We start from the raw sequence: 25,779 nt of genomic DNA, 5'->3' as shown, positions 1-25,779 counted from the left end.
TAAAAAAACGCCCCCAACGGAGCGTTTTTATAATCGAGTCGATAAGTCATAAATATCGCCATTGCGTTTTTTGACGATCGGATGGAGCGGAAAATGCACGTAATCTTTAAAACCAATGACTTCCGCCAGTTCATGGTTTGGCAGCTGAATCCATTCGCCGACTTTATAGACGCGCGATTTGTCGATAAAAATGCGCAAAATGTTCGGGTCGATTTTTTTGCCGCTTTGCTTCCACACTTCTTCGACCGCTTCAAACGATAGTCGGCTCTCTTCTTTTACATAACCGCCTACTAACTCATCGTAAAGCTGCGCAAGCGCAATAATGCGGCCAAATAAGTGAATGTGTTCTTTTTGTTTTTGGCTCGGAAGCCCTGTGCCGGCATACTCTTCATGATGGTCGAGAATACCGAAAATAATGTTTTTTCGTCGGCAGTGCGGGGAAGCCGCAATCATTTCCACCGCTAAGCGCAAATGATCTTTGATTAGCTCTTCATCGCGTTTACCGCTATTTAAATAATGAATAAACTGCTCTTTTGGCACTCCTGTAAACCCGATATCGGCAAACAGCGTCGCCAATGCTAAATCAAGCAGCTCTTCATCGCTTAATTCGAGCGCCGTACCAATCATAACGGAAAGACACATCGTATTGACGCTATGAACGGCAAGTACGTCGTGGTATTGGTACATTCGCTGGAAAAGCGATAAAATCGTTTCATCGCTGGCAATTACACGGTTTAGTTGCTCATTGAGCTGTTTCATTCGTTTTAGCATACGCGGCGAATCAAATGTTTGGATACACACGTTCCACATCGGCATAAATACGTTTGGGTGAATCGCTTGGAAGAAACGGTCTTGCTTTTCATCGGTGACACGTGCTCGTTTGGCAAGCTGTTCATCGTACATTTCCATCGAAAGCGGAAGATTAGTATATCGCTGATGAATCGTCAAAAGATGGCGAAATTGTTCGTAAGCTTCTTCCCCATGTTCTTCTTTCCACTGGTGAAATGGCTGTAATTTCTCTTCCGATTCTACAACAAGCAGCGGATAGTCCGCAGGAAAATGTTTACGCAAATGCCCGATAACAGATTCTGTCATCCGCTTGTATTTGCGGACAAACAACAATCCGTCCGGCCGATAAATCGGATGTAATACGATATCGTTCATGCGCAACTCACGTACTGTTTTTACTTGGTATACAGCGTCCATATCCGTTAGCCCCTTCAACAACCCATTTGCCATTTATTATAGCGGATGGACGCTTGAAAGAAAACTACGTCATCCCTTGTTGGGTCATATAGCGCACAATCGCTTGTTGCCTTTGTTCGTACGCTTCTTCTTTTTCAAGAATGTGTGAAAGCATTTCGACCGCTTCTAAAATATAAGTTCCTTTGTTGAGCATAATGCATTGAGCCGTTTGTCCTAACGATACATCGGAAATTTCCGCACGCGCCGGCAGCCCTTTTTTCGCTAAGCTCTCTAGCACTTGTGTCGCCCAAATGACAGGAATATGCGCGGCACGGCACATTGCTAAAATTTCTTGCTGGACAATCGACATATGTTCAAATCCTACTTCAATCGCCAAGTCGCCTCTCGCAATCATGACGGCGAATGAGGACAGCTTCAGCCCTTCCAATAAAATGCGAGCTAAGTTATGCAAGGCAGCGCGCGTTTCGATTTTTGCGACGACCGTGATATGCGGCGCGCCGTACTCTATTAGCAAGTCGTGAATGTTCGCCACATCTTTTGGGGTATGGACGAACGAGAGCCCGATCATATCGGCATGTTGGCAAATAAATGGGATGTACTTTCGATCTTCATCCGGCATGGAAGATACATTTAAGTGAAGGAAAGAATCAGGAAGATTAACGCCTGCTCCTTCTTTTAACATTCGTTGTTTTTTTCCAGTCGAAACCACTTTCGCTTCCACGTACTTGTCTGTCACTTGTTGAATTATCGCAAAAATTTTCCCGTCATCGATATACAGCCGGTGTCCGACGCGGACGTTACGAAACGCTTTCGGCAACGTCGTCGTCATTTTTACCGCATCAGCAGGCGCGGCGTCTAAGTGAGTTTCTTTGAAATAAATTTTGAGCGAAGTTCCTTGTTGAACAGGAATTTTCATTGGGATTGGCATCACCGAACGCACAAATAGACGATGACAAAAATGAGTGAGAACAGTCTGTGCTTGTAAATAAGCGCTTTTCTTCAACATTACTTTTGCACACGTTGGACTAATTGTTTCGACGACTTGTAGCACTCTGCGCCGCCCACGCATATCTTGGAATGACAAGTTGTCTCCAACTGTCAACACGATTTCTTCTTTTGCAGTTGCTTCGATAACGAACGCTAACCGTCGGTCATCCACCTGTGGCGGCTTACCGATGGAGAGAAGACCGGTGAGCGGTGCTTCTGTTTTTTTGACTGCCAGTTTCAGCGGATGTTCTTCACCAACTAGTCGTTTTACACGAATTTTCGGGCCGGGTAAATCCATATAAATGCGGCAACGCTTTTCTCCATACCCGTGTTGCCGCAGCCGTTCTTCCGCTTGGCGAACGCAGTCAATCATTTTTGTCCAGACAGCGGGGGTATAGTACGCGCAATTAATGCGGGCAATGTCCATGCCACGCAGCAGTAGTTCTTCCATTTTTTCCTGTTCGTGAACGATTTGTTCATCTAATGTCACCATAATACGTGTGCACCTTCCGTCCCGTGCATTACCTAGCGCAATGGTTGCCCGCTCCTCGAGCAACTGCTCCGCTTGGCGATGGGTGATGGTATTCGCTACCGTCGGTGAAGCGTGCATCCACTGCAATAAAAGCGCTAGGCGCGAAAGCACGTGCGACTCGTATCCAAAAAGCGACAACCCTTTTTCTTCTAATGCGCGGACGAGCGATTCGGAAATCGTCTCTTTTGCGTATAAATAAGCGAGTAAGTTGTCACGGCTTGCTTCACAGGCAAGCGGAAATTGCTTGCTTTTGTTCATCGTGCGCTCGAGGATTGCTTCATATGTGTAAGTTAACGTTTCTTTTAGCTGATTATCGAACCCGTCCACTATTCTTCACCCCAGTTCGTGAAGTAGAAAAAAGATGGTTATATATATTCTTCGTAAATAAAGAAAATGAGTAAATGTCAGTTTGTTGACAGTGTCAATATTTTAGGAAACACTCTATCTTTTCCGTATTATTTTTTTTACTGTAGTTGAGCAATTTTTGTTACAATAATTACCACTTAAAAAGAGACAAACAGGGTACCCCTTATGCCACATGAAGCTGTTTTTTCACGGTATCAATGGGAATATTTTGTTTTGCTGCACGGTAAATGAACTCCACGAGGCTATGTCCTTTTCTCTTGCGCAGGAGATCGAGCCCATCCGAAACATCACTGTTCGACTCGAACATGCTGTACACATACGCAAGTTGCACTAAGATCCAATACCGTTTCACCGCCCGACGCCCGCGAACGCGGTATCCATCGAGTTTCAGTTGGTCTTTCGCTTGACGGAAAAAACATTCGATCGACCAACGCTCGGCATAGTAGCGCAAGATGTCTTCGTCGCTTTAGTTCTCGATCGGTGCTCAAGACGCAGTGAAGATGTTCGGGTGTCATTGGTTGATCGGATGCCCAAGCGAGCAGCACCACCGCATGATCGAGACCGTTGAGCGCTCCTTGGTAACGATAGACGCGATAACGTTCTTCTCCCACCGTGACGAGGTGAGTGTCTTTCGGTTCGATGTAGTGGGCAAACTGCTTCGCTTGGATGGCAATGCCTTTCGGGTAGAGAATTCGGTTCGTCTTGAGCATCGCGATGACGTGAAATCCTTTTTTCAGACAAGCTTCCACGAGCGCTTTCGATGGATACCACGAATCCATCAGCACATAAACGGGACGGCGTACATCCAAAGAAGAAAGCATCTCGATCGCGAGTTCCCCCTTGCTTTTCCCAGTCGCCTTGTCGTAGAGGCGGAACGCAAAGGGAAAACTTGGGGCATCGTATGAACCATGAGCCAAACGAGAGAATGGTCCCAGATCGACTTTTTCTCTGTGTGAGAATAGTGCCAATCACACCCTTGAATGGCGTGCGTTGCCCGTGACGAAGGCTTGGTTTTTTGGCAAATCGTATCATCGATCGAAACAAACAGGGGTTGATTCTCCTGTTTGGCGATGCGTTCAACACGACGAAGCATCCACTGCTGGAGTTTATGAAGCAGCGCCTCTTCCTCCCAAGGGCTTTTCGTGAAAAAATGGCTCAGTGTCGTGCGGTGGTTCGGATGAAAGCTCCCATGATGAAGATCGGTCAATGTTCCCCAAAAGCCCTTTGTGATCATCGCATCGACGATATGAACGAGATGCTTCAGGACAGGTTTTGAAAAATAAAGTGCCAACCCCAACATCGTCAAAAACTTGTGGATTCCTTGGTGATGTGCTAATCTATTCATGAGACATGAACCTCCTTGTGAATGGTTTTGGCACATCTATTCTAACCAAGGAATCGGGTTCATGTCTTCTTTTTTGTTTGGTTGTAAATTTATGTTAGCGAATTTGCTCATCTACAGTAATAAATTAATTCAAAAAAACATCCATGAGCAAGTTTGGCTCACCACCCACGCATGAAAATAACCGCTCATGGATCCGTTATTTTCACAGAAAAAAAAGCGATTCACCCCCATGCCTAAAGGCAGGGGCTTTCTCTCTATCTTCCGTAAATACAGAAAATGAGTAAAGAACATGTTGTTGACATTGGCAATAGTTGAAGAAACACTCTATCTTTTTAGTATCATTTTTTTTATAATTTTTTTAATGAAATATTATTTTTAACTACGTGGAAGTGAGGCGCCATGGTTCAATCTGTCTTATCTAATATTTGCATCTTACTGCTCGTTCATTTGTGTATTCAAACGATTTATTTTCGAAGAAGCGACTGGGCTTTTCTTACTCCCAAAAGAGTAAAATGGCTTCATATTTTATTTGTATCGTTCGGCACAGTCGCGATGTTTTATACACCAATTTTCCTCGGCGACTATCGCTTTGATTTGCGCACGATTCCTGTTGCGTTTTTGGCATTGCTGCAAGGACCTAGCTATGCGATTCCTGCGCTAGTGATTGCTTCTGGCTGGCGCTGGGCGTTAGGAGGAAGCGGCGTTGTGCCAGGCATTGTGTTTGGGCTTGTCTTACCGACTAGTTTAGCGCTATTTTTTCATCGTTTGAGCGCCATCAAACGTTTTTCGTATGCGCATATGTTTTTGGCGTTTTCTGCTTTTTGGCTTTTATCCGATTTACCGATCGTTTTTCTTGTCCCTGAGGGATGGGAAGCGTTTAAACAAATCGCACCAATCCGCTTTTTTTCGTTTCATCTTGGGGCAGCGTTATTGTTCTTTTTCGTTCGATTAGCCATTCACCACGTTCAATTAGTCCAAAAATTACGTTTCTATGCCGACCATGACCCGCTCACGCATTTATACAATATGCGAAAATTTGTGGAAGTCGTGAACGAGCAGCGGACACCTCGGTATCTTGCAATGATTGATGTCGACTTTTTTAAACATGTGAACGATACGTACGGACACCAAAATGGGGATGAAGTGTTGAAAACGCTGGCGCAAATGATTCGAACGTTCGCCCCAGACCGCATGGTCGCTGGGCGGTATGGCGGAGAAGAGTTTATTGCTTGTCTTTCGGTAGAAAAAGAGGCAGAAGCAGTGGAGCTGCTCAATCGCTTGCGAACCGCGATTGAACGGCGCACTTTTTTTACGATTGACGGCCAGCCGCTCCCTCCCATCACCGTATCGATTGGCGTCGCTCCATTCAACTGCAGCAACCGCATCGAAAAAGCAATCGAACAAGCGGATCAATACTTATACATCGCTAAACAAACGGGGAGAAATAAAGTGGTGTGGGGAGAAGTTGCTGATCAACTCAAATAAAAGGAACTAACCACTTCACCAAACCAAGCGGTAGTTCCTTTATGTTAATAGAAAAAAATGATACCACTTATCATTTCACTAGTTTATGCTTCGACAGAGAGGGCTACTTTGTATGAGAACATCTCGTTTCCAAGCACAAAATCAAGGCGATCTCGATCTCTTTGTTCATGCGCTTTGCGAAACGCCTCGCTTTTCGTCCAAGCAATAAAAGAATCTTTATTTTCCCATGTAGTGCACACACGCACTTCGTCATGGTCTTCAAGCCCCTCTGTTACGAGTAATTCTAAACGAATAAACCCCGGTGATTGTTCAATGCCTTTCCTTTCTTTAAACCGCTCGACTAGTTGCGCAGCATATCCTTTTTTTACGCGAATCGCATTTGTTACTACATACACAGTTATCCCTCCATTTCAGATGTTAGGTTATTGCTTAACTACAGTAAACGCATCTGCGCTGATTTTTTGTCCTTTATATGCAACAGCGTACACGATAGACTGGTCTTCAGCAGCTGATGTTACTAACGGAACAGTAATAGTAGCGACTATTTTATCCTCGCTCAACGCAACATTTAACGGGGTTACTTCTGTTTCCGTGCCACCGTTAATTGTCATCGTAATTTTTATATCATCAACACGAAGAGAGGCAACAGGAATATCAAAGTATAACGTAATCGTTCCATTGTTTGCTTCGACAAAATCTAATCCTGCCACTGGCGGAGCAATTAATTCATTGTATACTTCTAGTAAATCGTTATATTCTTTCGTCAAATCCGTTTTAAACACATTAGAAAGTTTATTCAATAGCGGACGAATGATATCTAACGCTTTTTTCGCCTCTGCTAGTTTCCCTTCCTCTAATGCACCTGTAGCTTGAGACAATTGCTTATTCACTAAAACATCGTTCGCATATTGGCTATATAGCGTTTTATTGCTATTCAATTGTTGTAAAAAAACTTTTCGAACGTGTGAGCCATATACGTTGCTATACAACTTTACCTGTTTCTCTGTTAAGTAACCACCTAGCTTCTCATAAGCGCTTTGCAACGCATCTATATCTTCATTTGCGATCGCTTCTTGTACTGCTGTTTTCGCTTTTTCGGATGATTCCCACGCGTTGTAAGCATTCATATATGGAACGACGCGTTCTATAATATATACTTTATAAGCATAGTCCAGCTCTTTTAAATATTTCGCTTTCATTTTCCCACCGGATTTTTTGACTACTTTTTTAGCGTTCGTATAAAGCGTATTCGCTTTACTATATTCAGCCATAACGGCCGACTTACTTGGAAGTTTTCCTGTTTTCGCCACTGCATTAACATACGTTGTATAGGCTGTTTGCATTTGCCTTTTTGCATCATTGACGACTCTTGCTACATTTGTTGCTGCTTCAGTCGGTTGCACAGAAAGCAAAACAGCGAAAACCATTAGACACAACATTGCCAGCTTCATTCCTCTTTTCCAGTTCATAAAGTAGCGATTCTCCCTTCACTCTTATATTTTTCCGCCACTTCGGGGCTCGACAACAACATGCGTAAACTGCGTTCCTTGCATATTAACCTCAAACGCTTCGCCAAATCCCACCACATAACGCCCTGCTATAGGGGTAAGTTTAAATAAATACATATCAATCGTTCGCAACAATCTCATTAGCGCAGAACCGTAAATATGTTCGAATTTCGCAAAAATGGCATCTTGCCCATCGTTTCCGACACATTCAGAAGTGCATGTAAAGCGAACACGCTCTCTTGCAAATAGATTAGGAGATTCTTTTTCATCCGCAAGCATCATCACCGAAATATGGCTATTGTCTTCGATATAGCGAAAATGCTCTGAAATTTTGCTAATAAAGATATAGAAGTGGCCTTCATGAATCACAAAAGGAGCATAGCTAATAAATGGGTCGCCGTTTTCATCCACTGTACTAATAACCATCGTTTTACATTGATTCAAAAATTGCATATATCGCTCCCTTTTGCATTCGAGGTTAGGCTGTTTTTGCATAGTTGTCCTCCTCGTACATAATTCCTCTTTTTCCCCTATGAAGAAACAACGAAATCTTGTTTTTTTCTAATTGGGACGAAAAAAGGTTTATGCCTGTCATAATAAATTTCCACATCAATATCAAAAATTTCTTGAAACATTGCTTTGCAAATAACTTTTTTCGTATCGCCATCGTAACGAATATGCCCATCTTTTAGAGCGACAATCCTATCGCTGTATTGAGCTGCTTGATTAATATCGTGAAGCACCATCACAATCGTCATCCCGAATTGTTCATTTAACATTCGAACAAGTTCCATTACTTCTAATTGATGGGCAATGTCTAAGTAAGTCGTCGGTTCGTCCAGCAACAATATGTCCGGCCGCTGGGCAATCGCCATTGCAATCCACGCTCTTTGTCGCTCTCCACCCGATAACGACTGTAAAAATCGATACTCATACGCTTGTAAATTTGTTACTTCTAGCGCCCATTGAATGATTCGCTCGTCTTCGCCATCTAGCGATTGAAACCACCTTTTATGAGGGTTTCTTCCAAACTCCACTAATTCTCTTACCGTAATGTCGATTGTATGGTTTTGAATTTGCGGAAGCATCGCTAACTTTTGAGCGAGAGCTTTTCGACCTAGCGTTTGGATTTCCTTGCCGTCTAATAAAACCATCCCGACCATCGGTTGGAGAAGATGAGAGATGATGCGAAGTAGCGTCGATTTGCCAGAACCATTCGGACCAATCAAACTAACAATTTCCCCTTTTTTAATTTCCAAATGGATTTCTTCAAGAGCAAAAGACTCTGAGTGCCTATAGGAAAGATCACTAACTAAAAGCACGTACTTTCCCCCTCTTGTGGAGAATATATAAAAAGAATGGCCCGCCTAGAAAAGAAAGCAATAAGCCAACTGGCAGTTCAATCGGGTCAAACCAGCTACGGGCAATCGTATCTGCCAACACAAGAAACATTCCGCCGCCTAACGCAGACAGTGGCAAAACAAAACGATCATCATGGCCAACAATCATTCGCAATATATGGGGAATCACAAGCCCTATGAACCCTATTAATCCAGACACACTCACGGCAATACCAGCTAACAATGTGCTGACTACAATTAAGAAAAAGCGCGATCGTTCTACATGATGACCTAATAATTTGGCCACGTCATCCCCTAAATGGAGAATCCGAATATGTTTAATCGCAAAAAGAGATAAAATTAACGCTGGAATCCCATAGATTAATAATAATTTCGCTTGATCCATTGTTGCACCGTCAATAACCCCTGCCATCCATGGGAGCACTGCTTGCACTCGGTCGCTATAAAGCAGCATAATCGCACTCATGCTGGCGCCGATGACGGCATTGACGGCTACTCCGACTAAAATAATTCGCTCAACAGAAGCTCCCCCTTGCCATGCCAGCGCATAAATCAGCATCGCAGTCAAAAAACCACCGATAAATGCAGCGATCGGTAATAGCAAAATATATTTTGGCAACAAAATCGTAATAATGACCGCCATTAAAGCAGCGCCTGAAGACACACCGATGATTCCTGGATCTGCCAGTGGGTTTTTCATTACTCCTTGCATAATCGTTCCAGAAACAGCTAAACACATCCCCACTATGATTCCGACTATCGTCCGCGGCAGGCGCAAATCCCATACAATCGTATGGAGCATGGAATCTTTTGCTCCTGATAATCCTTCCCACACTTCCTGAAGACTTAGTTTCACACTACCAGTAATGATAGAATATAAAGAAATAAGTACAATCGCGACGAGTAAAAAAACGAACGTACCTATTCTCCTTTTTTTATAAGGATGTTCTTTTTCCGCCACTATAGCATGTTGTTTGTTAAGAGGCATTTCCGCCATCTTTTGAACCCCTCTTACTTATTTATTTAGCTTTGCTTTTACTTTTAATAATTCTTTATTCATGTAATCTAATGCATCCCCGATTTTCGCTCCAGGACTTGCTGCGAATAATTCGCTTGGCAAAAAGACAACGCTTTTATTTTTTACCGCTTTCAAGTTCCGCCAAGAACTTGTAGACATGAGTTTAATCATTGCTTTTTTTGTTTCTGCTGGATTAGCATGCGTAATAATGAAAATAACATCCGGATTGCTTGTAATAATCCGTTCCGTGCTTAAATTTGCATACCCAGGAAAATCTTTAATTTGCGAAAAACTCGCAGCAATATTTTCACCGCCAGCTTTCTTCAATACATCCCCAGAAAAAGAAGTTGGCAACGCTACTAATGAACTTGAACCAGAGCCAAACAAAATGACGGCACGTACTTTTGTTTTCACTTTGCTATATTTTTTTACTTTGCTATCAATTTTTCCAATTAATACTTTCGCTTTCTGTGCTTTATCAAACAATTTCCCTAACAAAGAAATTGAGGATTTAATATCATCAATTGAACTTCCAGATGTGATAATGACTTTCAATCCCAATGATTGCGCTTTTTCAATATGTGCTTGGAAAGCTGTACCCGCGATGACAACATCCGGTTTAACACTCACAATTTTTTCGAAATTTGGCTGATGGATATTCCCTACTTGTGGAATATCTTTCAAGTTTGAGTCGACAGGAGCCATAGAGGTCGGTCTCCCAACAATCGTTACCCCTAATGCTTGAAGTGTGTTTAAATCCCCAGGGCTTAGGACGACAACTCGCTTAGGTGTTTTATCAAATGTCACCGTCCTCCCTGCTAAATCTTTTACTGTAAGCCCTTTTCCAGCTGCTTCGGTTGGAACGCTAGAAAACGCAAATAAGCCAACCAACAAGCATAGTGATAATACCCATGAGAATAATTTTTGCATGCCCACATCTCCTTCCTAATGATTCTCATTATCATTTACGTTAAAAATGATAAATGATAATGAGAATCCTTGTCAATTATTTTTTTACCATTCAGTGATAAAATAAGAATACGCGAAGCGCCCGCCTATTGGTGAAGAGCGCACAAACCCCACAGAGAAAGTTCAGTCGCCATCAGAAAGAGCAAAGCGCATCACACCGATGATTTCTAGAGCTAGACAGCTTCTTACCTAATCGCAAAACTTTATCCTTTCTTACCTTTTAAAAACAAAAAACGCTAGGATTAGTCACCTAGCGTTTTCATTCAATACATATGGAGACGGTGGGAGTCGAACCCACGTCCAGAGATATCGCCACTTAAGCGTCTACGAGCGTAGTCGGTATATTTTACTTTCGCCGCTTCTTCCGCCTACCGACAGGCCTCCGAGCAGCTAGTCTGATTCATCTCTTCCCTCGTCCTCAGACGGCGGACTTGGGCGTAGCCCACTTGTTATGAACCCCTAGGCCGCCACATGGGCGATGGCGGTAGGAGCTAGCCGCATTAATTAAGCAGCTAAAGCGTAGTTTTCTTTGCCAGTTATCTTTAAGTGACGTTTTGACGAGGACGATCCCCTCGGCCCGCAGCTTAAGCTCGATCTACCCCTGTCGAATCCGTAACGTCCCCGTAAAGAAACGTACGAAATAGCTTAAGCTTCTACAACTGGCTGACGCTTTTTATTATATCACATTTCATGTGCTTTGCAATTGTAACATACTGGGTTTATTTCTGCCGTTCGCGGAAAGCGCGTTCGACTTCACGCTGCGCTTCTTTCTTTTTCATATCTTCGCGCTTGTCGTACTTTTTCTTCCCTTTTCCGACTCCTAGCAACAATTTCGCAAAACCGTCTTTAATGTATAGCTTGAGCGGCACGAGCGTATAGCCTTGTTCTTTTGTATAGCCGATGAGCTTGCTAATTTCGCGGCGATGAAGCAATAATTTGCGCGTCCGCAACGGATCGTGGTTGTAACGGTTGCCTTGTTCGTACGGACTAATATGCATATTATGTAAAAACACTTCACCTTTTTCCACTTTCGCAAATGAATCTTTTAAGTTCACTTTGCCTGCGCGAATCGACTTAATTTCCGTACCTTGGAGAACGAGACCAGCTTCGTACGTTTCTTCGATAAAATAATCATGATGCGCTTTTTTATTTTGGGCAATGACTTTCCCTTCCCCTTTTGGCATACGTTTCCCTCCCTTCCGACAAGCAATATTTTAACAAAAATGAGAGGAAAGGAAAAGCCTCATCGGTGGAGGCTTTCCTTATCGTTTTTTCTTTTTCTTCTTTTTCATTTTTGGAATATCTTCGTAAAACTTTTGCTTTTTTTTCTCTTTTTTCGCTGCCCCTTTTTCGTCGCTTTTTTTCTTTTTCCGCTTTCCTTCAATAACGACAGGCGCCGCTTTTGGCTGTTTGTTTCTCCGTCCTTTCATGCCAACAATTTCAAAGTCGACGATGCGTTCCTCTTTATTGACGTTAATGACGCGCACCGTAATTTCGTCACCGATGCGATATACTTTCCCCGTTCGCTCACCGATCATCGCGTAATGCTGTTCATCGTAATGATAGTAATCGTCCGTTAAATAGCTAACGTGCACGAGCCCTTCGACCGTATTTGGCAGTTCAACAAACAGCCCGAAATTCGTCACCGAACTAATAATGCCGTCAAATTCCATGCCGATTTTATCTTCCATAAATTCGGTTTTCTTCAAGTCATCTGTCTCGCGCTCTGCCTCGACCGCACGGCGTTCCATATTCGACGTATGTTCCGCAATTTCTGGAAGCTTTTCCGCCCATTTTTGTTGCGTTTGTTCATCGATTTGTCCGTTAATTAAGTATGTGCGAATAAGGCGATGGACGATTAAGTCTGGATAGCGACGAATCGGCGACGTGAAATGTGTATAAAATTCGGTTGATAATCCGTAGTGCCCGAGGCTTTCGGCGTCGTAACGAGCTTGTTTCATCGACCGAAGCATAACAGTCGATACGACCATTTCTTCCGGCTCACCACGTACCGCCTCTAGCACTTCTTGCAAGGCGCGCGGGTGAATTTGATTTCCCGTTCCTTTGACAATATAGCCGAAGTTCGTAATAAATTCTAAAAACCGCTGTAATTTTTCCGGTTTTGGGTCTTCATGCACACGATAAATAAACGGCACGTTCATCCAATGGAAATGTTCTGCAATCGTTTCGTTCGCTGCTAGCATAAACTCTTCAATTAATCGTTCGGCAACAGAACGTTCACGCAACACGACGTCATACGGTTTTCCATTTTCATCAACGAGTACTTTCGCTTCTTTAAAGTCAAAATCAATGGCACCACGCTTCATGCGTTTGTTGCGTAAAATATCGGCTAACTCTGCCATTACCTCAAACATCGGCACAAGCGGGGCATATTTTTCTCGTAGTGCCTCATCGTGATCAACGAGAATGCGGTTGACATCGGAATACGTCATTCGTTCGGTCGTGCGAATGACGCTTTGGAAAATTTCATGACTGACCACTTCGCCACGATCGTTAATTTCCATTTCGCACGATAACGTTAACCGATCGACTTTCGGGTTGAGCGAGCAAATACCGTTTGATAACCGGTGCGGAATCATCGGAATGACGCGGTCGACTAAATAAACGCTCGTTCCGCGTTCGTATGCTTCGCGATCAATTGGCGACCCTTCCGTCACATAATGGCTGACATCGGCAATATGAACGCCAAGCTTATAGTTTCCGTTTGCTAATTTCGTCACTGTTACGGCATCGTCTAAATCTTTTGCGTCTTCACCATCGATCGTGACAATCATTTCATTGCGCAAATCACGCCGTCCTTGCAAATCTTCTTCAGAAATCGTGTCCGGAATGCTGTTCGCATGGGCAATGACGTCTTCCGGAAATTGCAACGGCAATCCATGTTTATGGATAATCGATAAAATATCAACCCCAGGGTCGTTTTTATGCCCTAAAATTTTAATGACTTCTCCTTCGGCACTAATCCGTCCTTCTGGATACGTCGTTAAACGAACGACAACTTTATGCCCTTCGACCGCACCGTTTGCGGCATGTTTTGGAATAAAAATGTCGTTGACGATTTTTTTATCGTCTGGAATAACAAAACCGAAGTTTTTGCTTTCCGTATATGTTCCGACGATTTCCGTTACGCCGCGCTCAATAATGCGGACGATCGTTCCTTCTTTGCGGGCGCCTGTCGGGTACGCGTTAATACGTACAAGCACCGTATCACCATGCATCGCATTCTTCAATTCCGACGGCGGAATGAAAATGTCATCAAGCGTCGGATCTTCTGGAATGACAAACGCAAACCCTTTCGCATGCCCTGTTACTTTGCCGCGAATTAAGTTCATTTTCTCCGGCAGTCCATACCGATTGCTTCTCGTCCGAACAATCAGTCCTTCTTCTTCTAACGCGACAAGTGTTTTGACAAGTTCTTTAAATTCGGCTGCGTCTGTAATATGAAACGCTTCTTCTAATTCTTGGACCGTAAGCGGTTTATACGCTTCGTCGCGCATAAACGCTAATAATTTTTCTTTCATTTTTCTTCCTCCTTTCGAGGATTACCAATCTAATGACTCCAAAAACGTGTAAATGTCGTCATGAAGCTTTTCTTTTTCTTTATCAAGCGTAATGACGTGTCCTGATTCCTCATACCACTTCATTTGTTTCACTGGAGACTCCACGCCGTTATAAATAATATTTGCACTATCTGGGTTAATCATGTCATCATGACGCGCTTGTACAACAAAAACAGGCGCATAAACGAAATCTAAATGATCTCGTACATCAGCGATGAGCTGTTGCAACGCTTTTAGCGTTGTCATCGGCGTTTTTGCAAACTCCGCCATTTCCCGCTCGATTTGTTCCTCATCTTTTCCTTCTCGCTTTTTATATTCGCGAGCGTACGCTAAAACTCCTTCATACATCGTCTGTTCGCTTTTAATATACATCGGCGCACACATCGGCACGATGCCGACAACAGGAACAGTATAGCCAAGTTTCAATGAAAACACACCGCCAAGCGATAAGCCAACAACAGCGATTTTTTCATGGTTTTGTTTTAAATATTCGTAAGCGTTCATCACATCTTGCCACCAGTCTTCCGGGCCGGTATGAACGAGCTCCTCTGGCGGCACGCCATGTCCTTTATAAATTGGAGCGTGGCACGTATATCCTTTTGATTGTAAAAAACGCCCAAGCATCCGCACATCCGCCGAATTTCCGGTAAATCCATGTAGCAGTAACACCGCCCGCTCACCAGCTTCAAACGTAAACGGTTGTGGGGGAATCATCTTCATCACTCATGTCTCCTTTCTTCCCAACAGAAAAGGCAGCCCTTTTCGAATGGACCGCCCTTTCCCCATATTTTACAATTGGAAATACGTCACCGCAATCGCTAATACGAAAAATAATACAGCTAAAACAACGGTAATTCGATGCAGTACAGCATCTAACCCGCGCGCTTTTTGCTTGCCGAACAATTGTTCAGCACCGCCTGTAATCGCGCCCGAAAGCCCTGCGCTTCGGCCGGATTGCAACAACACTACAACAATCATCGCAATCGATACAATCACTAATAACGTGACAAGCAACGCATGCATGTCCAACACCTCCACCCACGCACATCAATCACAATAGCTATATTTTAACATAATATCATCCATTTGTACAACGGACGAAAAGATACGGGATGAAACTTTAGTCATGCTGATTTTTCAAAAACAACAGACAAATAATAAAAAGCCACAGCAAGATCGCAAAATTTGTCGAAAAAATCTCGTTGCCCCCCCCCCCCGATTTTGTTTTACAATTCGAATGAAGAGAGGGGTGATACAAATGAACAGAAACCATTTTTTGAGTCCTTAAAAAATCTAAAATTTTAATTCTGTGAAGATAAATGGTTCATGAACGGTTATTTTCATGCTTGGGGGGCGAGAAAAACTTCCTCATGGGTGTTTTATATGGTAATTATTTCAACGATAATTACTCAGCTACAGTTTATTAGATAGTGAGGCAACAAAAAAATGCAAACAGAATTCACACCAAAGGAAAGTAAATGTTTTTTTATAATATTTTTATTACTTTTATTGTTAATTAATTTTTGTAAATATTTCCTTTTAATAACAAAAATACGTCAGTACGGTTCAACACTCGAAATTCTAAACACAATATTAATAATATTATTGTGGATAGTTCCCGTCTTCGTTTATATACGTGTCTTTTTAAAGTCTTCTGTATTCAAATTTATGAAGCTTAAAGACAAAATTCTAAAAAATATATTTACAGGGTTTTTACTATCCATTCTGCTTAGCTTATTATTGATTCTTTCCCATTACGACATCGTTTACAGAAAATTATCGTATCCCCTTCCTTGGTATATTTGGATAAATACTATTTTATTGTCTGCTTTATCGGAGGAAATTGTGTTTAGAGGACTCACCCTCCAAGTTTTAAAAAAATGGTGTTCTTTTTGGTGTGCAAATTTATTTACGTCCTGCTTGTTCTTACTGATCCATTTTCCACAATGGGTAAGTAGCGGAAACATTGTACATATTCTTATGTCTTGGACGCCCGTTTATGTTGTTGTTTTAAGTTTAATATTTGGTTTTGTATTTCATAAAACTAATTCATTATGGTCAGTAATTATTTTGCACTCTTTCCATAATTATTTTGCAATTTTAATTACTTTTAATTAGCAAAAGACTTGCAAATTCGAGAGGAGTAGAAAAGATGTTTAAATGGAAGAAGATAAAATTATATAAGTTGCAATAAAGAATTTCCGATTTTTCGTTTCCGTTTTCATCTAAATACAAACCGATATGATATAACGTGGTGAAGTGATCCGCTGGATGTAAAACAAAATTTCAACTTATATAGTTTGGTTAACCGCATTATTAATTCTATTATTACCAAACCATAGTTTAGCAGAACATATTAATTCTCAAATTGATAGCTCTTCACCAGAAACTCAAATTGATTCTAAACAAGAATTAGTGCAAGAAATTAAGGCAATCAACAGCAATCCGAATCAAATTCAAAACGAAGATGTTTATCAAGATTTAGTTAACAAAACAGATCCAACCGTCCTTGAAAGTTATGTAAATGACTTAAATGAAGAAATTATAAATGCAATAAATGAAGCTACGGAAAGTGTTACAATAGATACTAATGAGGAAACAACTTTTTCGAAGAAAATAGAGTTACCTGATAACGGATACGTAATTGTGGAACAATCTATAAATATTGAAGGTGAACCATTAGATGTAGTTCCGCTAGCTGCTGATTATTTTTATTTTTATAATACTAGTACATTTTATAGTGCAACAGTTTACATTCGCCATGTACTTTACCCTGACACAAAATTAGTTCTAAAAACTGGTTTTAAAGTTACTACAAAAGGTTTGACTGCAACATATGCTTCTGTTGCAGGAACATCTGCTTGGTTCCCAAATACTGTTGATGGATCAGCACAAATAACAGACAGTACAGCATATAAAGAGGGCTATGATATTAATGCACAAGGTGATTATAAATATGCAGCTATTGGAATAGGTGGATCAGGTGTTTTTAATTCCTACCATACCATTGTAAGTTCTATAAAACTTATAGATCTAAAATCAAATGGAGCGACAGTTAGAGTTTCTTTCCAACATCTCTATTAAAGGCGGGGGGTATCTATGGCTGAAACGACAACTTATTCATCTTTTATAACTGACTGGTTACCTATAACAATTGTTTCGGTAACTGTAGCCATTATCGTTTTAGTTGGTATTCTTGTATTTAGAGTATTAAAACAGAAATAACTATACTGTAGACATTGTAAACAAGTAAATTCATTAACAACAGGAGACATGTACCCGATTCCATTGAGCTCTTTTATGACGAAGCAAATCGAGTTTCCACTGGTGTTATCAAAAACAGCTTCATGTCTTTCAGTGAAGCCTTGGAACTACCCGACCCAAGGCTTTACTACTTTCAGAAGCTAGGACTGTGACGAATGTTCCTGCTTTCTTAACTTGTTGACTATGAGAAACACTCATTTGTCTAGTTGACATTTTATTTCATGTTCTAGTTCCTCAATTTCCAAATTCCATTTATCACGTGTACTATACAGTATTTCACATCATTAGCTTTGCATAAAAAGATTTTTGTTTTGTCAAGTAGCGGAAGACAAAAAAGGATGCAACAAATAAAAAAACTCCTTATAATTAGGAATGTTTCTGTTCCACAAAACACCTAATTACACGGATGTCTTTTCATGAATTGTACCACATTTCAAGCGCTTTGGAAAGAGCTCGATGGGCGTGTTTTTTCGAAACTAATCCCTATCTTCGACGTAGATAAATACATCAAAAAGCTGTCTGCGTATCGTTTTTTACAATTGTTGATTTTTGCGCAAATCAACGAAATCGACAGCTTGACAGCGATGGCGAAACACGTAAAAGACACGAAAGAGCTTCACACGGAACTGGAGTTTGATGCCATTAGTACGTCACAACTATCAAGGAAGTTAAAGCATCTCTCTCCATCGTTATTCGAGACGATTTTCCGTCATCTCGTGCAGGCGATGCAGCGTTATCGGATATGACGTTGAACATCATGCAAAAGCGTTCAAATGATAATAAGCATCCTACGGCGTACAAAGCAGGGCAAGCATTTGGACATGCCGTGGCAACAATCGCTGGCGTCATGGAAACGACAGGTTCCGTTGCCATTGGTACAGGCGGGGTGGTGTTGAACGCCACAGGAGTAGGAGCAGTCATTGGAACGCCTGCCACGGCAATTGCCGCTGTGGGGGTAGCTCATGGGGCAGGGCTTACCGCAGCAGGAGGAACAGGTTTTTCGAAAAGCGTAAAAGAATTGTATCAGCAAATGAGTCGAAGTGATGGAGTTTCTGGTGGGAGAGGTAAGAGAACGGAGAATGTTAACCAATCTGTCACCAAAAACTCTGGTAGGTCAGGAAAGCAAGCAAGACTTAAAGAGATAGCAAATGATGATAAAGTTTCATCAGCATTGCGTGGCGAGATTAAACGTGATATGAATGAAATAGCGGCAGGAAAGAGGAAAAATATAAGAGTACCCCAAGGGTATGAACTTGCCCATAGAAGGGGCTATGAAGCAAGAAACGGATATGGTTATGAGCACAGCGACTTACAAATGATTAAGAATCATAGAACTCAGCATAAGCATGATGGTTATGGAAAAAAGAAGAAAAATAATGGAGAGTGATGGGATGATTAACAAGGAACTTGAAGCTGTTATAAAACTACCTGCTAATAAAAGATATGAGTACTTTATCAAGAAAGTTGTTGACTTCGAAGAGGTTTGGGGGCTGTATCATGACGGTTGGGCAATATCTCAAGACGATACAGGGAAAATGTTAATGCCGTTTTGGCCAAAAAAAGAATTTGCAGAACTTTGTTCCATTGAGGAGTGGTCCGATTATACACCGAAAAGCATTGGACTAGATGAATTTATTAATGACTGGTTGCCCGGCATAAAAAAGGATGGTTATAAATTATCTATATTTTGGAATAACAATGATTCAGCTGTATTAGAAGTGGATACTCTACTTAGAGACTTGGAGACTGAATTAGAAAAGTACTGATATTTCAACAATCTTGACTGGCTATATGGCTTTCGAACACTTCGAAAAGTGCAGAGAATTACAACTTGACATGAAGGTCTTTTGGGATGTGGTTAAAAAGCCCGAAAGCCAGCGATATCAAGGGGCGGTTATGCTTAAAAAGCCTATCGCTCCCCCTACTCCTTGTAAAGTTGCCTTAAGCCAAACTCTCTACAAACCTCTGCATTTTTATTTTGCAATAAACAGTTATGATAGGGTTAATTATTAACATTTTACTATTACCTGAATCCGTGATGGATTGACATCGACATTGATTTTGTTGCTGTTTTGACGGATGTTTCATCCATAAAACCCTTTTTATGCTTACGACCTATGTCATCTTTATTTTCGGAAATGAAACAAATCTCTTTTTTGGGTATACGAACCAAAAAATAGACAAAAAAGCACAGGGGTGGCGTTGGACATCGGTATACGAACAATCGTTCGTTATCCTCCTTCTCCCCATTTGATGTACATGTTCAGTAGGGACTCGCTATAGCCACTCCTTCGCGTCAACTTCATCCACAGTTGCCGCGATCGGCGAACGAGTCGCCCTGCCATCGTGATCACCGTCTGAATGATCGTCTTGATGCGGCGGCGTTTCACTTTGTGATGCAACGGATGTTTCGGATCACTTAATAGATCTTGTCCAATCAGGCGAAGAAGATTGTAAACGAAGGCCCCCATGACCAAAACGAGCGCATTCGTTTTCATCTTCCCAGACGGGAGCCGCTCTAAATCTAAGTCGCTCTTGAGTTCGCTATGAAACGGTTCGCATGTCGCATGATCATGATACAACGAGTCGCTGTCGCAATGTTGGGGAGGAAGGCACGTGCTGAATCCCCATCGATGTCGAAAAGATATGGTCATGACGATACGCTTCGATATGATCAAAATCCGTTTTTCCTGTGGCAAGCAAGCCGATCATCGAGCGAATGACGTCGCTATGGGAAATGTGCACATCTCGACGAACCGTTGGGAGCCGAAGGGCGTTTACTCGTTTATCCAGTTTCGTTCGATGGAGTAAGTAGCCAACGAGAGCAAGCCCAGCACTTGGAGTAATCGCTTCATCTGTCAATACAAACCGAATCGGGAAATCTTTCATCACATTCACCTACTTGATGAAGAGTCGTCAACGTCGTTTTCCCTTATCGTATCAACGGTTTGCATCCATTGTAAAGATGTTTTGTCACGGATTCAGGCACGAGTGTTGATTATCCATTATTTTACTAAAAACACAGAATCATGTGGCTGAACACAAGCTTTTCTGCCTCTTCCCTCGAACAAGAACGCCGGCGGGCAAATGTAATTTGCCCGCAAAGCGTTCATTGTTCGAGAAGAGCATGCCAATACTCCCAGTCGGCAAGCGAACCGCTTGCCGACTACGGCAGAAAAGCTAGGAATAGAGCGATGTCAACTGGTTTTTAATGGTTAATCAACACGCCGGATACCTAATTTTAGAAAATTAGACCCTAGGCAACAGGAAGCATTAATCAACAAAAAATGGCTCTTCACCACAAGTTGTACTTGATTTTTTATGAAACGCTGTACTGACGCTTGTGAGGAAGAATCAGCAAATCAATGATTGTTTTCACATTCTTGTTTAGGAAAACGTATCACTCGTCAAGTACATGTTGTGGTGATGAACTCAAAAAATGGTCTTCTGCCATTCAGAGACAATTGGAGCAAAAAGAAATTCTTGAAGGTATTCTAAGGAGTAGATGAACATGGATGAACAATTAATGATTTTTTTGGAGGATTTGATTACACTTATTCAAGAAAAGTACAATGAGACATTAACAGCACCTACTGATGAATCCGCCGAGGACAAATCTTTCAGATTGGGCTCAAATTTCGCATATTTTGATGTACTTGATTTGATAGAATCTCAATTGACAGTACATGGGATAGATTCTAATGTTATAGGAAAAATATCACCAACATTAGGTGAAAGGATTTAAGATACCCATGGTACTATATACATCTAAATTCACATCTTAACCTCTGGTTCATGCAGCACACCCGATGCCGTGCAACACTTCATCTTGGTGCTAAGACATACGGTTCAAAACGAGTTATGGACTGGGCAGTGCCGTTCCAATCCTTATGCAAGACGTTGGCAATGACGTCATCTTTCAGCTACTTCCAACTGCTCAATCGGATTCAAATGAGACGAATACGGTGGCAAAAAGATCAAATGAAAGGCATCTCTTTCGTCACGTTTAAGGAATGCTTGCTCCATTTTCGCGACATTTTTTTCGAGAGTATTTCTATGACGAGACGAACGGCGGTAATCCGAACGCGACGAGAAACATCTTTGATTTTTCGTTCTTGTTTCCGAAGTCGTGATCATTTGTCATTTTAAGACGTTTCATGTCATTTCTGGTTCACCACCACAAAATGTACTTGACAAACAAATGATGTTGTGAAGCGAGGGAAACCGCTTATTGTTTACTTAACTTTCATTTACAATTATGTATAAACAAGTATCAAGCCCGCTTTTATTAAAAAATCAAGTACAACTTTTGGTGAAGAGTCTCATTTCTGCTCCTTTTGTATATGAATACTTAATGGTGATAATTATGGTAAAAAATATATTACAAACAATCGAGCAATTATACAACGGAGATTTTGGATATATTTTAATGAATTATGTTGACAAAAATATTTGGTTTAATAAGATGACTCAAGAAGTGAAGGAGTTGCATGTAGAGAATTTAACAGATTTTAATTATTCGAAATGCTTCACATTATATATTACGTCTTCTACTCATCCGGAGGTAAGTACAGATGAATTCATAGAGTATATTAGTCAGCATACCTATTTAAATGGATTACTAGTGTATATTTCAGCAATTGCCCCATTTGCAGCAATAAAATACGTTAGATACGAATATGTTGATGGAAATGTTGGAATGCGAGAGCAGTATGAGCCATTTGATAAAGAGACGGAGCAAATCAGTAAAGATGTTTTTAATCTATTAGACAGTAAAGGTGTACGAGTTTTAGAAAAAAATATATTGGATATAGAGGTTCCTAACATTTCCTTAGAACTTAAGGAAGAAAATGTAACCGTATTTCATTGCTTGTTTGAAGATAGTTATTAATTAACGGTAGCTTGTCTTGAGAGTCAAGCATCATTCCGTATTAAACTCATTTTTATGAAAGTGGTGTTCAGTGGCAGGGATGTGATCATGAATAAAACAAAAACAATACTTACTACCATAAGCGGTGTTATGATAGGGTTAATCGTTAGTATTTTATTATTAGTCATAAAAAGTACCGCAAAGGATTTTTTAAAAACATACTCCCTCGATTGGGTTATTGATGTGCTACTTTTACTCATATTTATCGCAATTGTACTACAATATGTCCAAAAGAAGAGAAAAAACTTGAAATGAAGGATGCCCTCATTGGAAGGCATCCTTATTTCCTTACTTCTTCAAGTTGTAGAATGTTTTCATTCCTTCGTATACCGCTGTATCTCCCAATTGGTCTTCGATGCGAAGCAATTGGTTGTATTTCGCCACGCGGCCTGTGCTTCGCAAACATTTTACTCATACATACAAGAGAAGTCTTATTTGTTAAGTTTACATTTTATTTTTTATTTCATGTTCTAGTTCCTCAATTTCTAATTTCCATTTATCACGTGTACTGTACAGTATTTCACATATAAAACTTGAAAAAGAGCTTTTATTTTGAGATATCTCTTGTTCTAATTTTCTTAGATCTTGTTTTAGTTTTCCAACTACTTCCTTTTTTTCTTCAATTGATAAGTATTCATAAATTTTTCTCATCATTATCTCCTCATATCAGTTTTGATAAAATATAAAAATTAAAGGATTAACCAAGTAATCGTTCTTGCAATAGCGTCAGCAATAGGTAATGAATATGTCCCCGGTACTCCTGCTGCCATTAATAAAGAATTTAGTTTAGTTTTAATTGTGCTTTGAGCTAAATCACTTGCATCATCAACCCAATTTTCTAGATCATCTAATGCTTTTACGACTTTGTTTTTATTATTCTTAAAGTATTTTGCCGTATCCTCATCAAACCATTTCAGTATGTAGTTTAAAACGTCTCCGCCTTTATCAATAGCAACTTTAATAATTTTAATTGCTTGTTTAACTAGGAATCCTTTTATCCCATAAGGCTGTGCTTCTTGTTGAGTAATTTGTGCATTTTGAGTAGTTGGTGTAATTGTTGAAGACGTAGTGGTGGATGTTTCTTTTTGTACAATAGGTGTATTATTAGAAGCTGCACTTACTGAATTGACACCTGTCATAAAAACAGACGAAAAACCAAAAACTCCTGCCAAAGTTACAATAAATATTTTATTTCTCATTTTGAATATTTAAACCTCCTCTCCTAATCCATTTTTTACAATCCAATTATAGTGGCATTCATTTTTGTTTGTCTATATGTTTTCTTCGACATACTTCTTCCCGAGTTCGACAGTTTTGAGGCCATTTTAGGCAAATGGAAATGACCAAAATGCTGTTATATCAAGGATTTCGTGATGCGGATCCTAGAAAAAAACGCCGAATTTCATAGGCACACGATTTATTAATTTTTTTCTTTTAAAAAGAACATGTATACGTTATAATATAGGCATGTACATACGACGAGTAACACGCAAAAACAAAGATGGAACAACCGTTGCTTATCTCCAGCTTGCTCACAACGAATGGGATCCGAAGGCCAAATATGCGAAAGCGAAGGTGATTTATTCGTTTGGGCGCGAAGATGAGGTGGATCGCGCCGTCTTGGAGCGTCTGGCCAAAAGCATTTCGCGATTCCTTTCGCCCGAGCAAGCTTGGGAAGTCGAAAAGTTGGCAGGAGAAACTGCCGATGACTTTCAATTCCAGTCATGCAAACACCTCGGCGGCGTTTGGCTCTTGGATCAGCTCTGGAGCCAACTGCGATTGGGGGAGATTCTGAACACCTTGTTTGCCTCCCGACATCATCACATCTCGCTGGAACGGCTCATTTTTGCCATGGTGGCGAATCGTGCGCTTCATCCATCCAGCAAGTTAGCGATGGAGGAGTGGGTGGAGAAGGACGTGTATATTCCCCATCTTCCCGAGGTCGCCAGCCATCAGCTGTACCGAGCGATGGAGGAACTGCTGATCGTGCAATCGGACTTGGAACGTCAAGTGTTCCATGTGGTAGCTGACTTATTGAATCTGGAAGTCGATTTGCTTTATTTTGATACGACTTCGTCTTATTTCGAAGTCGATCCGTCCGAAACACCGGAAGAGGAATCCCTTCGAAAGCAGGGATTTTCCAAAGACAAGCGACCCGATCTTGTCCAAATCGTCATTGGGCTGGCCGTCACTCGGGAAGGAGTCCCGATTCGCGCTTGGGTATGGCCAGGCAATACGATGGACATGACGGTCATCAAACAAGTCAAACACGATCTCATCGGCTGGAAGCTCGGTCGTGTCATCCGTGTCATGGATCGCGGATTTTCCTCTGAAGAAAACTTACGAACCTTACAACAGGCAGGAGGACATTACATTGTCGGCGAAAAAATGCGATCCGGGAAAGCTTCCGTCGAAGAGGCGTTGAGCCGTCGCGGGCGCTACCAACAAGTCCGAGAGAACTTGCATATCAAGGAAATCACCGTAGGAGACGGAGAAGCGCGTCAGCGCTATGTTCTCGTGTACAATCCCAGCGAAGCCGAGCGCCAACGCAAGGAGCGAGAAAAGCTGCTCGAATCGTTGAAAGAGGAGTTAGAAGGGCTTCGCCAACTCCCAAACGAAGCCCATCATAAGGCTACCTGCCGGTTGCGTTCCCATACGTCCTACGGAAAATACTTGCGCCAGTTGAAGGACGGAACCCTTCGCATCGACAAGCAGGCGGTTCGTGACGCGGAAAAGTACGACGGCAAATATCTCATCCGGACATCCGACGACACCTTGTCTGCCGAAGATGTCGCGCTTGGATATAAGCAGTTGGTGGATATCGAGCAGGCCTTTCGAACATTGAAGTCCACATTGGAATTGCGACCTATGTATCATCGCTTGGAAGACCGCATTCGGGCGCACGTGCTGCTCAGTTGGCTCGCTCTCTTGCTAGTTCGGATCGTGGAGATCCGAACCCATGAATCGTGGCCGAAAGTAAGGGACGAATGCGAACGTCTCATGCTTGGACATTTTTCTTCAAAAAACGGCGACCTTTATCAACGAACCGAACTGACGACCAAACAGGCTCAATTCTTTGCGGCTCTAGGGCTGGAGCCTCCTCCGAAGATTCTAGGCATCCATCCTCGCACCTAGATACACGCCTGAAGTATGCCCAAATGCCTCTGAGCCCTTTGGTATCAAGGGATTAGAGGCATTTTGTTTGCCTAGTCACTGTCGAACTCGGG

The 25,779-nt window shown here is 41.6% G+C and carries 24 protein-coding genes, 1 other RNA gene and 3 pseudogenes; 10 read left to right on the top strand and 18 right to left on the bottom strand.

The window, feature by feature from the left end:
- Positions 1–27: 27 nt before the first annotated feature.
- From M4I42_RS11695 to M4I42_RS11685, 3 genes and pseudogenes are all read right to left on the bottom strand, one after another.
- A complete protein-coding gene (locus M4I42_RS11695; protein WP_268852339.1) occupies positions 28–1,206 on the bottom strand; it encodes an HD-GYP domain-containing protein in 1,179 nt (392 codons plus the stop codon).
- A gap of 64 nt (positions 1,207–1,270) precedes the next feature.
- Entirely contained in the window at positions 1,271–3,052 is a 1,782-nt protein-coding gene (locus tag M4I42_RS11690; RefSeq protein ID WP_268852338.1) for a pyruvate kinase, read from the bottom strand.
- A gap of 202 nt (positions 3,053–3,254) precedes the next feature.
- Positions 3,255–4,436: pseudogene (locus M4I42_RS11685) on the bottom strand (IS701 family transposase).
- Positions 4,437–4,835: 399 nt separating this feature from the next.
- Here M4I42_RS11685 and M4I42_RS11680 point away from each other — a divergent pair.
- A complete protein-coding gene (locus M4I42_RS11680; RefSeq protein ID WP_268852337.1) occupies positions 4,836–5,921 on the top strand; it encodes a GGDEF domain-containing protein in 1,086 nt (361 codons plus the stop codon).
- Between the two features lie 83 nt (positions 5,922–6,004).
- Here M4I42_RS11680 and M4I42_RS11675 read toward each other — a convergent pair whose 3' ends face one another.
- The 11 genes from M4I42_RS11675 to secG all read right to left on the bottom strand — a co-directional run bounded on the left by M4I42_RS11675 (position 6,005) and on the right by secG (position 15,381).
- Positions 6,005–6,316 (bottom strand): antibiotic biosynthesis monooxygenase, encoded by a 312-nt coding sequence (locus M4I42_RS11675; RefSeq protein ID WP_268852336.1) that lies wholly within the window; start codon positions 6,314–6,316, stop codon positions 6,005–6,007.
- A gap of 27 nt (positions 6,317–6,343) precedes the next feature.
- Complete coding sequence (locus M4I42_RS11670) at positions 6,344–7,390, bottom strand: Surface layer protein (RefSeq protein WP_268852335.1); 1,047 nt, start codon at positions 7,388–7,390, stop codon at positions 6,344–6,346.
- 24 nt (positions 7,391–7,414) lie between these two features.
- Positions 7,415–7,924, bottom strand: coding sequence for a HugZ family pyridoxamine 5'-phosphate oxidase (locus tag M4I42_RS11665; RefSeq protein WP_268852334.1), 510 nt, complete (start codon positions 7,922–7,924; stop codon positions 7,415–7,417).
- Between the two features lie 35 nt (positions 7,925–7,959).
- Positions 7,960–8,751: an ABC transporter ATP-binding protein gene (locus M4I42_RS11660; protein ID WP_268852333.1), complete on the bottom strand. Its 792-nt coding sequence runs from the start codon at positions 8,749–8,751 to the stop codon at positions 7,960–7,962.
- Positions 8,738–9,778, bottom strand: coding sequence for a FecCD family ABC transporter permease (locus M4I42_RS11655; protein WP_268852341.1), 1,041 nt, complete (start codon positions 9,776–9,778; stop codon positions 8,738–8,740). Before M4I42_RS11655 ends, M4I42_RS11660 begins: the two co-directional genes overlap by 14 nt.
- Positions 9,779–9,805: 27 nt before the next feature.
- Positions 9,806–10,738, bottom strand: coding sequence for an ABC transporter substrate-binding protein (locus tag M4I42_RS11650; protein ID WP_268852332.1), 933 nt, complete (start codon positions 10,736–10,738; stop codon positions 9,806–9,808).
- A gap of 309 nt (positions 10,739–11,047) precedes the next feature.
- Positions 11,048–11,400, bottom strand: a transfer-messenger RNA (tmRNA) gene (ssrA, locus tag M4I42_RS11645).
- A gap of 96 nt (positions 11,401–11,496) precedes the next feature.
- Positions 11,497–11,961, bottom strand: coding sequence for an SsrA-binding protein SmpB (gene smpB / locus M4I42_RS11640; RefSeq protein WP_268852331.1), 465 nt, complete (start codon positions 11,959–11,961; stop codon positions 11,497–11,499).
- Positions 11,962–12,039: 78 nt separating this feature from the next.
- The gene (rnr, locus tag M4I42_RS11635) at positions 12,040–14,319 is read right to left on the bottom strand and encodes a ribonuclease R (RefSeq protein WP_268852330.1); all 2,280 of its coding nucleotides are present in this window, start codon (positions 14,317–14,319) and stop codon (positions 12,040–12,042) included.
- Positions 14,320–14,340: 21 nt separating this feature from the next.
- The gene (locus M4I42_RS11630; RefSeq protein WP_328284612.1) at positions 14,341–15,081 is read right to left on the bottom strand and encodes an alpha/beta hydrolase; all 741 of its coding nucleotides are present in this window, start codon (positions 15,079–15,081) and stop codon (positions 14,341–14,343) included.
- Positions 15,082–15,147: 66 nt separating this feature from the next.
- Complete coding sequence (gene secG, locus M4I42_RS11625; protein WP_268852328.1) at positions 15,148–15,381, bottom strand: preprotein translocase subunit SecG; 234 nt, start codon at positions 15,379–15,381, stop codon at positions 15,148–15,150.
- A gap of 423 nt (positions 15,382–15,804) precedes the next feature.
- On the opposite strand from secG, the gene M4I42_RS17155 reads away from it, so the two are divergent.
- From M4I42_RS17155 to M4I42_RS11600, 6 genes are all read left to right on the top strand, one after another.
- Positions 15,805–16,476: a lysostaphin resistance A-like protein gene (locus tag M4I42_RS17155; RefSeq protein ID WP_442864107.1), complete on the top strand. Its 672-nt coding sequence runs from the start codon at positions 15,805–15,807 to the stop codon at positions 16,474–16,476.
- A 297-nt stretch (positions 16,477–16,773) separates the two neighbouring features.
- Complete coding sequence (locus M4I42_RS11620) at positions 16,774–17,442, top strand: hypothetical protein (protein WP_268852327.1); 669 nt, start codon at positions 16,774–16,776, stop codon at positions 17,440–17,442.
- Positions 17,443–17,457: 15 nt separating this feature from the next.
- Positions 17,458–17,583 carry a hypothetical protein gene (locus tag M4I42_RS11615; RefSeq protein WP_268852326.1) on the top strand — a complete coding sequence of 42 codons (126 nt, stop codon included), beginning with the start codon at positions 17,458–17,460 and terminating at the stop codon, positions 17,581–17,583.
- Positions 17,584–18,038: 455 nt separating this feature from the next.
- A complete protein-coding gene (locus tag M4I42_RS11610) occupies positions 18,039–18,368 on the top strand; it encodes a DUF4372 domain-containing protein (protein WP_268852325.1) in 330 nt (109 codons plus the stop codon).
- 11 nt (positions 18,369–18,379) lie between these two features.
- The gene (locus tag M4I42_RS11605) at positions 18,380–19,009 is read left to right on the top strand and encodes a polymorphic toxin type 8 domain-containing protein (protein WP_268852340.1); all 630 of its coding nucleotides are present in this window, start codon (positions 18,380–18,382) and stop codon (positions 19,007–19,009) included.
- On the top strand, positions 18,978–19,388 hold the full coding sequence (locus tag M4I42_RS11600; protein ID WP_268852324.1) for a DUF2750 domain-containing protein: 411 nt from the start codon (positions 18,978–18,980) through the stop codon (positions 19,386–19,388). The genes M4I42_RS11605 and M4I42_RS11600 overlap by 32 nt, the downstream gene beginning before the upstream one ends.
- 465 nt (positions 19,389–19,853) lie before the next feature.
- Here M4I42_RS11600 and M4I42_RS11595 read toward each other — a convergent pair.
- Positions 19,854–20,511, bottom strand: a pseudogene (locus M4I42_RS11595) (hypothetical protein).
- Positions 20,512–21,133: 622 nt separating this feature from the next.
- On the opposite strand from M4I42_RS11595, the gene M4I42_RS11590 reads away from it, so the two are divergent.
- Both M4I42_RS11590 and M4I42_RS11585 read left to right on the top strand, forming a co-directional pair.
- Positions 21,134–21,367, top strand: a complete 234-nt coding sequence (locus M4I42_RS11590; RefSeq protein ID WP_268852323.1) for a hypothetical protein — start codon at positions 21,134–21,136, stop codon at positions 21,365–21,367.
- 621 nt (positions 21,368–21,988) lie between these two features.
- Positions 21,989–22,513 carry a hypothetical protein gene (locus M4I42_RS11585; RefSeq protein WP_268852322.1) on the top strand — a complete coding sequence of 175 codons (525 nt, stop codon included), beginning with the start codon at positions 21,989–21,991 and terminating at the stop codon, positions 22,511–22,513.
- A gap of 327 nt (positions 22,514–22,840) precedes the next feature.
- On the opposite strand, the pseudogene M4I42_RS11580 reads toward M4I42_RS11585, so the two are convergent.
- From M4I42_RS11580 to M4I42_RS11570, 3 genes and pseudogenes are all read right to left on the bottom strand, one after another.
- A pseudogene (locus tag M4I42_RS11580) lies at positions 22,841–22,945 on the bottom strand (hypothetical protein); the annotation flags it as partial.
- A 51-nt stretch (positions 22,946–22,996) separates the two neighbouring features.
- Positions 22,997–23,203 (bottom strand): hypothetical protein, encoded by a 207-nt coding sequence (locus M4I42_RS11575; RefSeq protein WP_268852321.1) that lies wholly within the window; start codon positions 23,201–23,203, stop codon positions 22,997–22,999.
- Between the two features lie 38 nt (positions 23,204–23,241).
- The gene (locus tag M4I42_RS11570; RefSeq protein ID WP_268852320.1) at positions 23,242–23,751 is read right to left on the bottom strand and encodes a hypothetical protein; all 510 of its coding nucleotides are present in this window, start codon (positions 23,749–23,751) and stop codon (positions 23,242–23,244) included.
- Between the two features lie 268 nt (positions 23,752–24,019).
- Here M4I42_RS11570 and M4I42_RS11565 point away from each other — a divergent pair, with 268 nt between their 5' ends.
- Entirely contained in the window at positions 24,020–25,687 is a 1,668-nt protein-coding gene (locus M4I42_RS11565; protein ID WP_268852319.1) for an IS1634 family transposase, read from the top strand.
- The last annotated feature ends 92 nt before the right edge of the window (positions 25,688–25,779 follow it).

This window comes from Anoxybacillus sp. J5B_2022, from assembly GCF_026847645.1.
GTDB lineage: Bacteria > Bacillota > Bacilli > Bacillales > Anoxybacillaceae > Anoxybacteroides.
The sequence above is the reverse complement of the archived record's forward strand: the minus strand, read 5'-3'. Positions and strand labels throughout refer to the sequence as shown.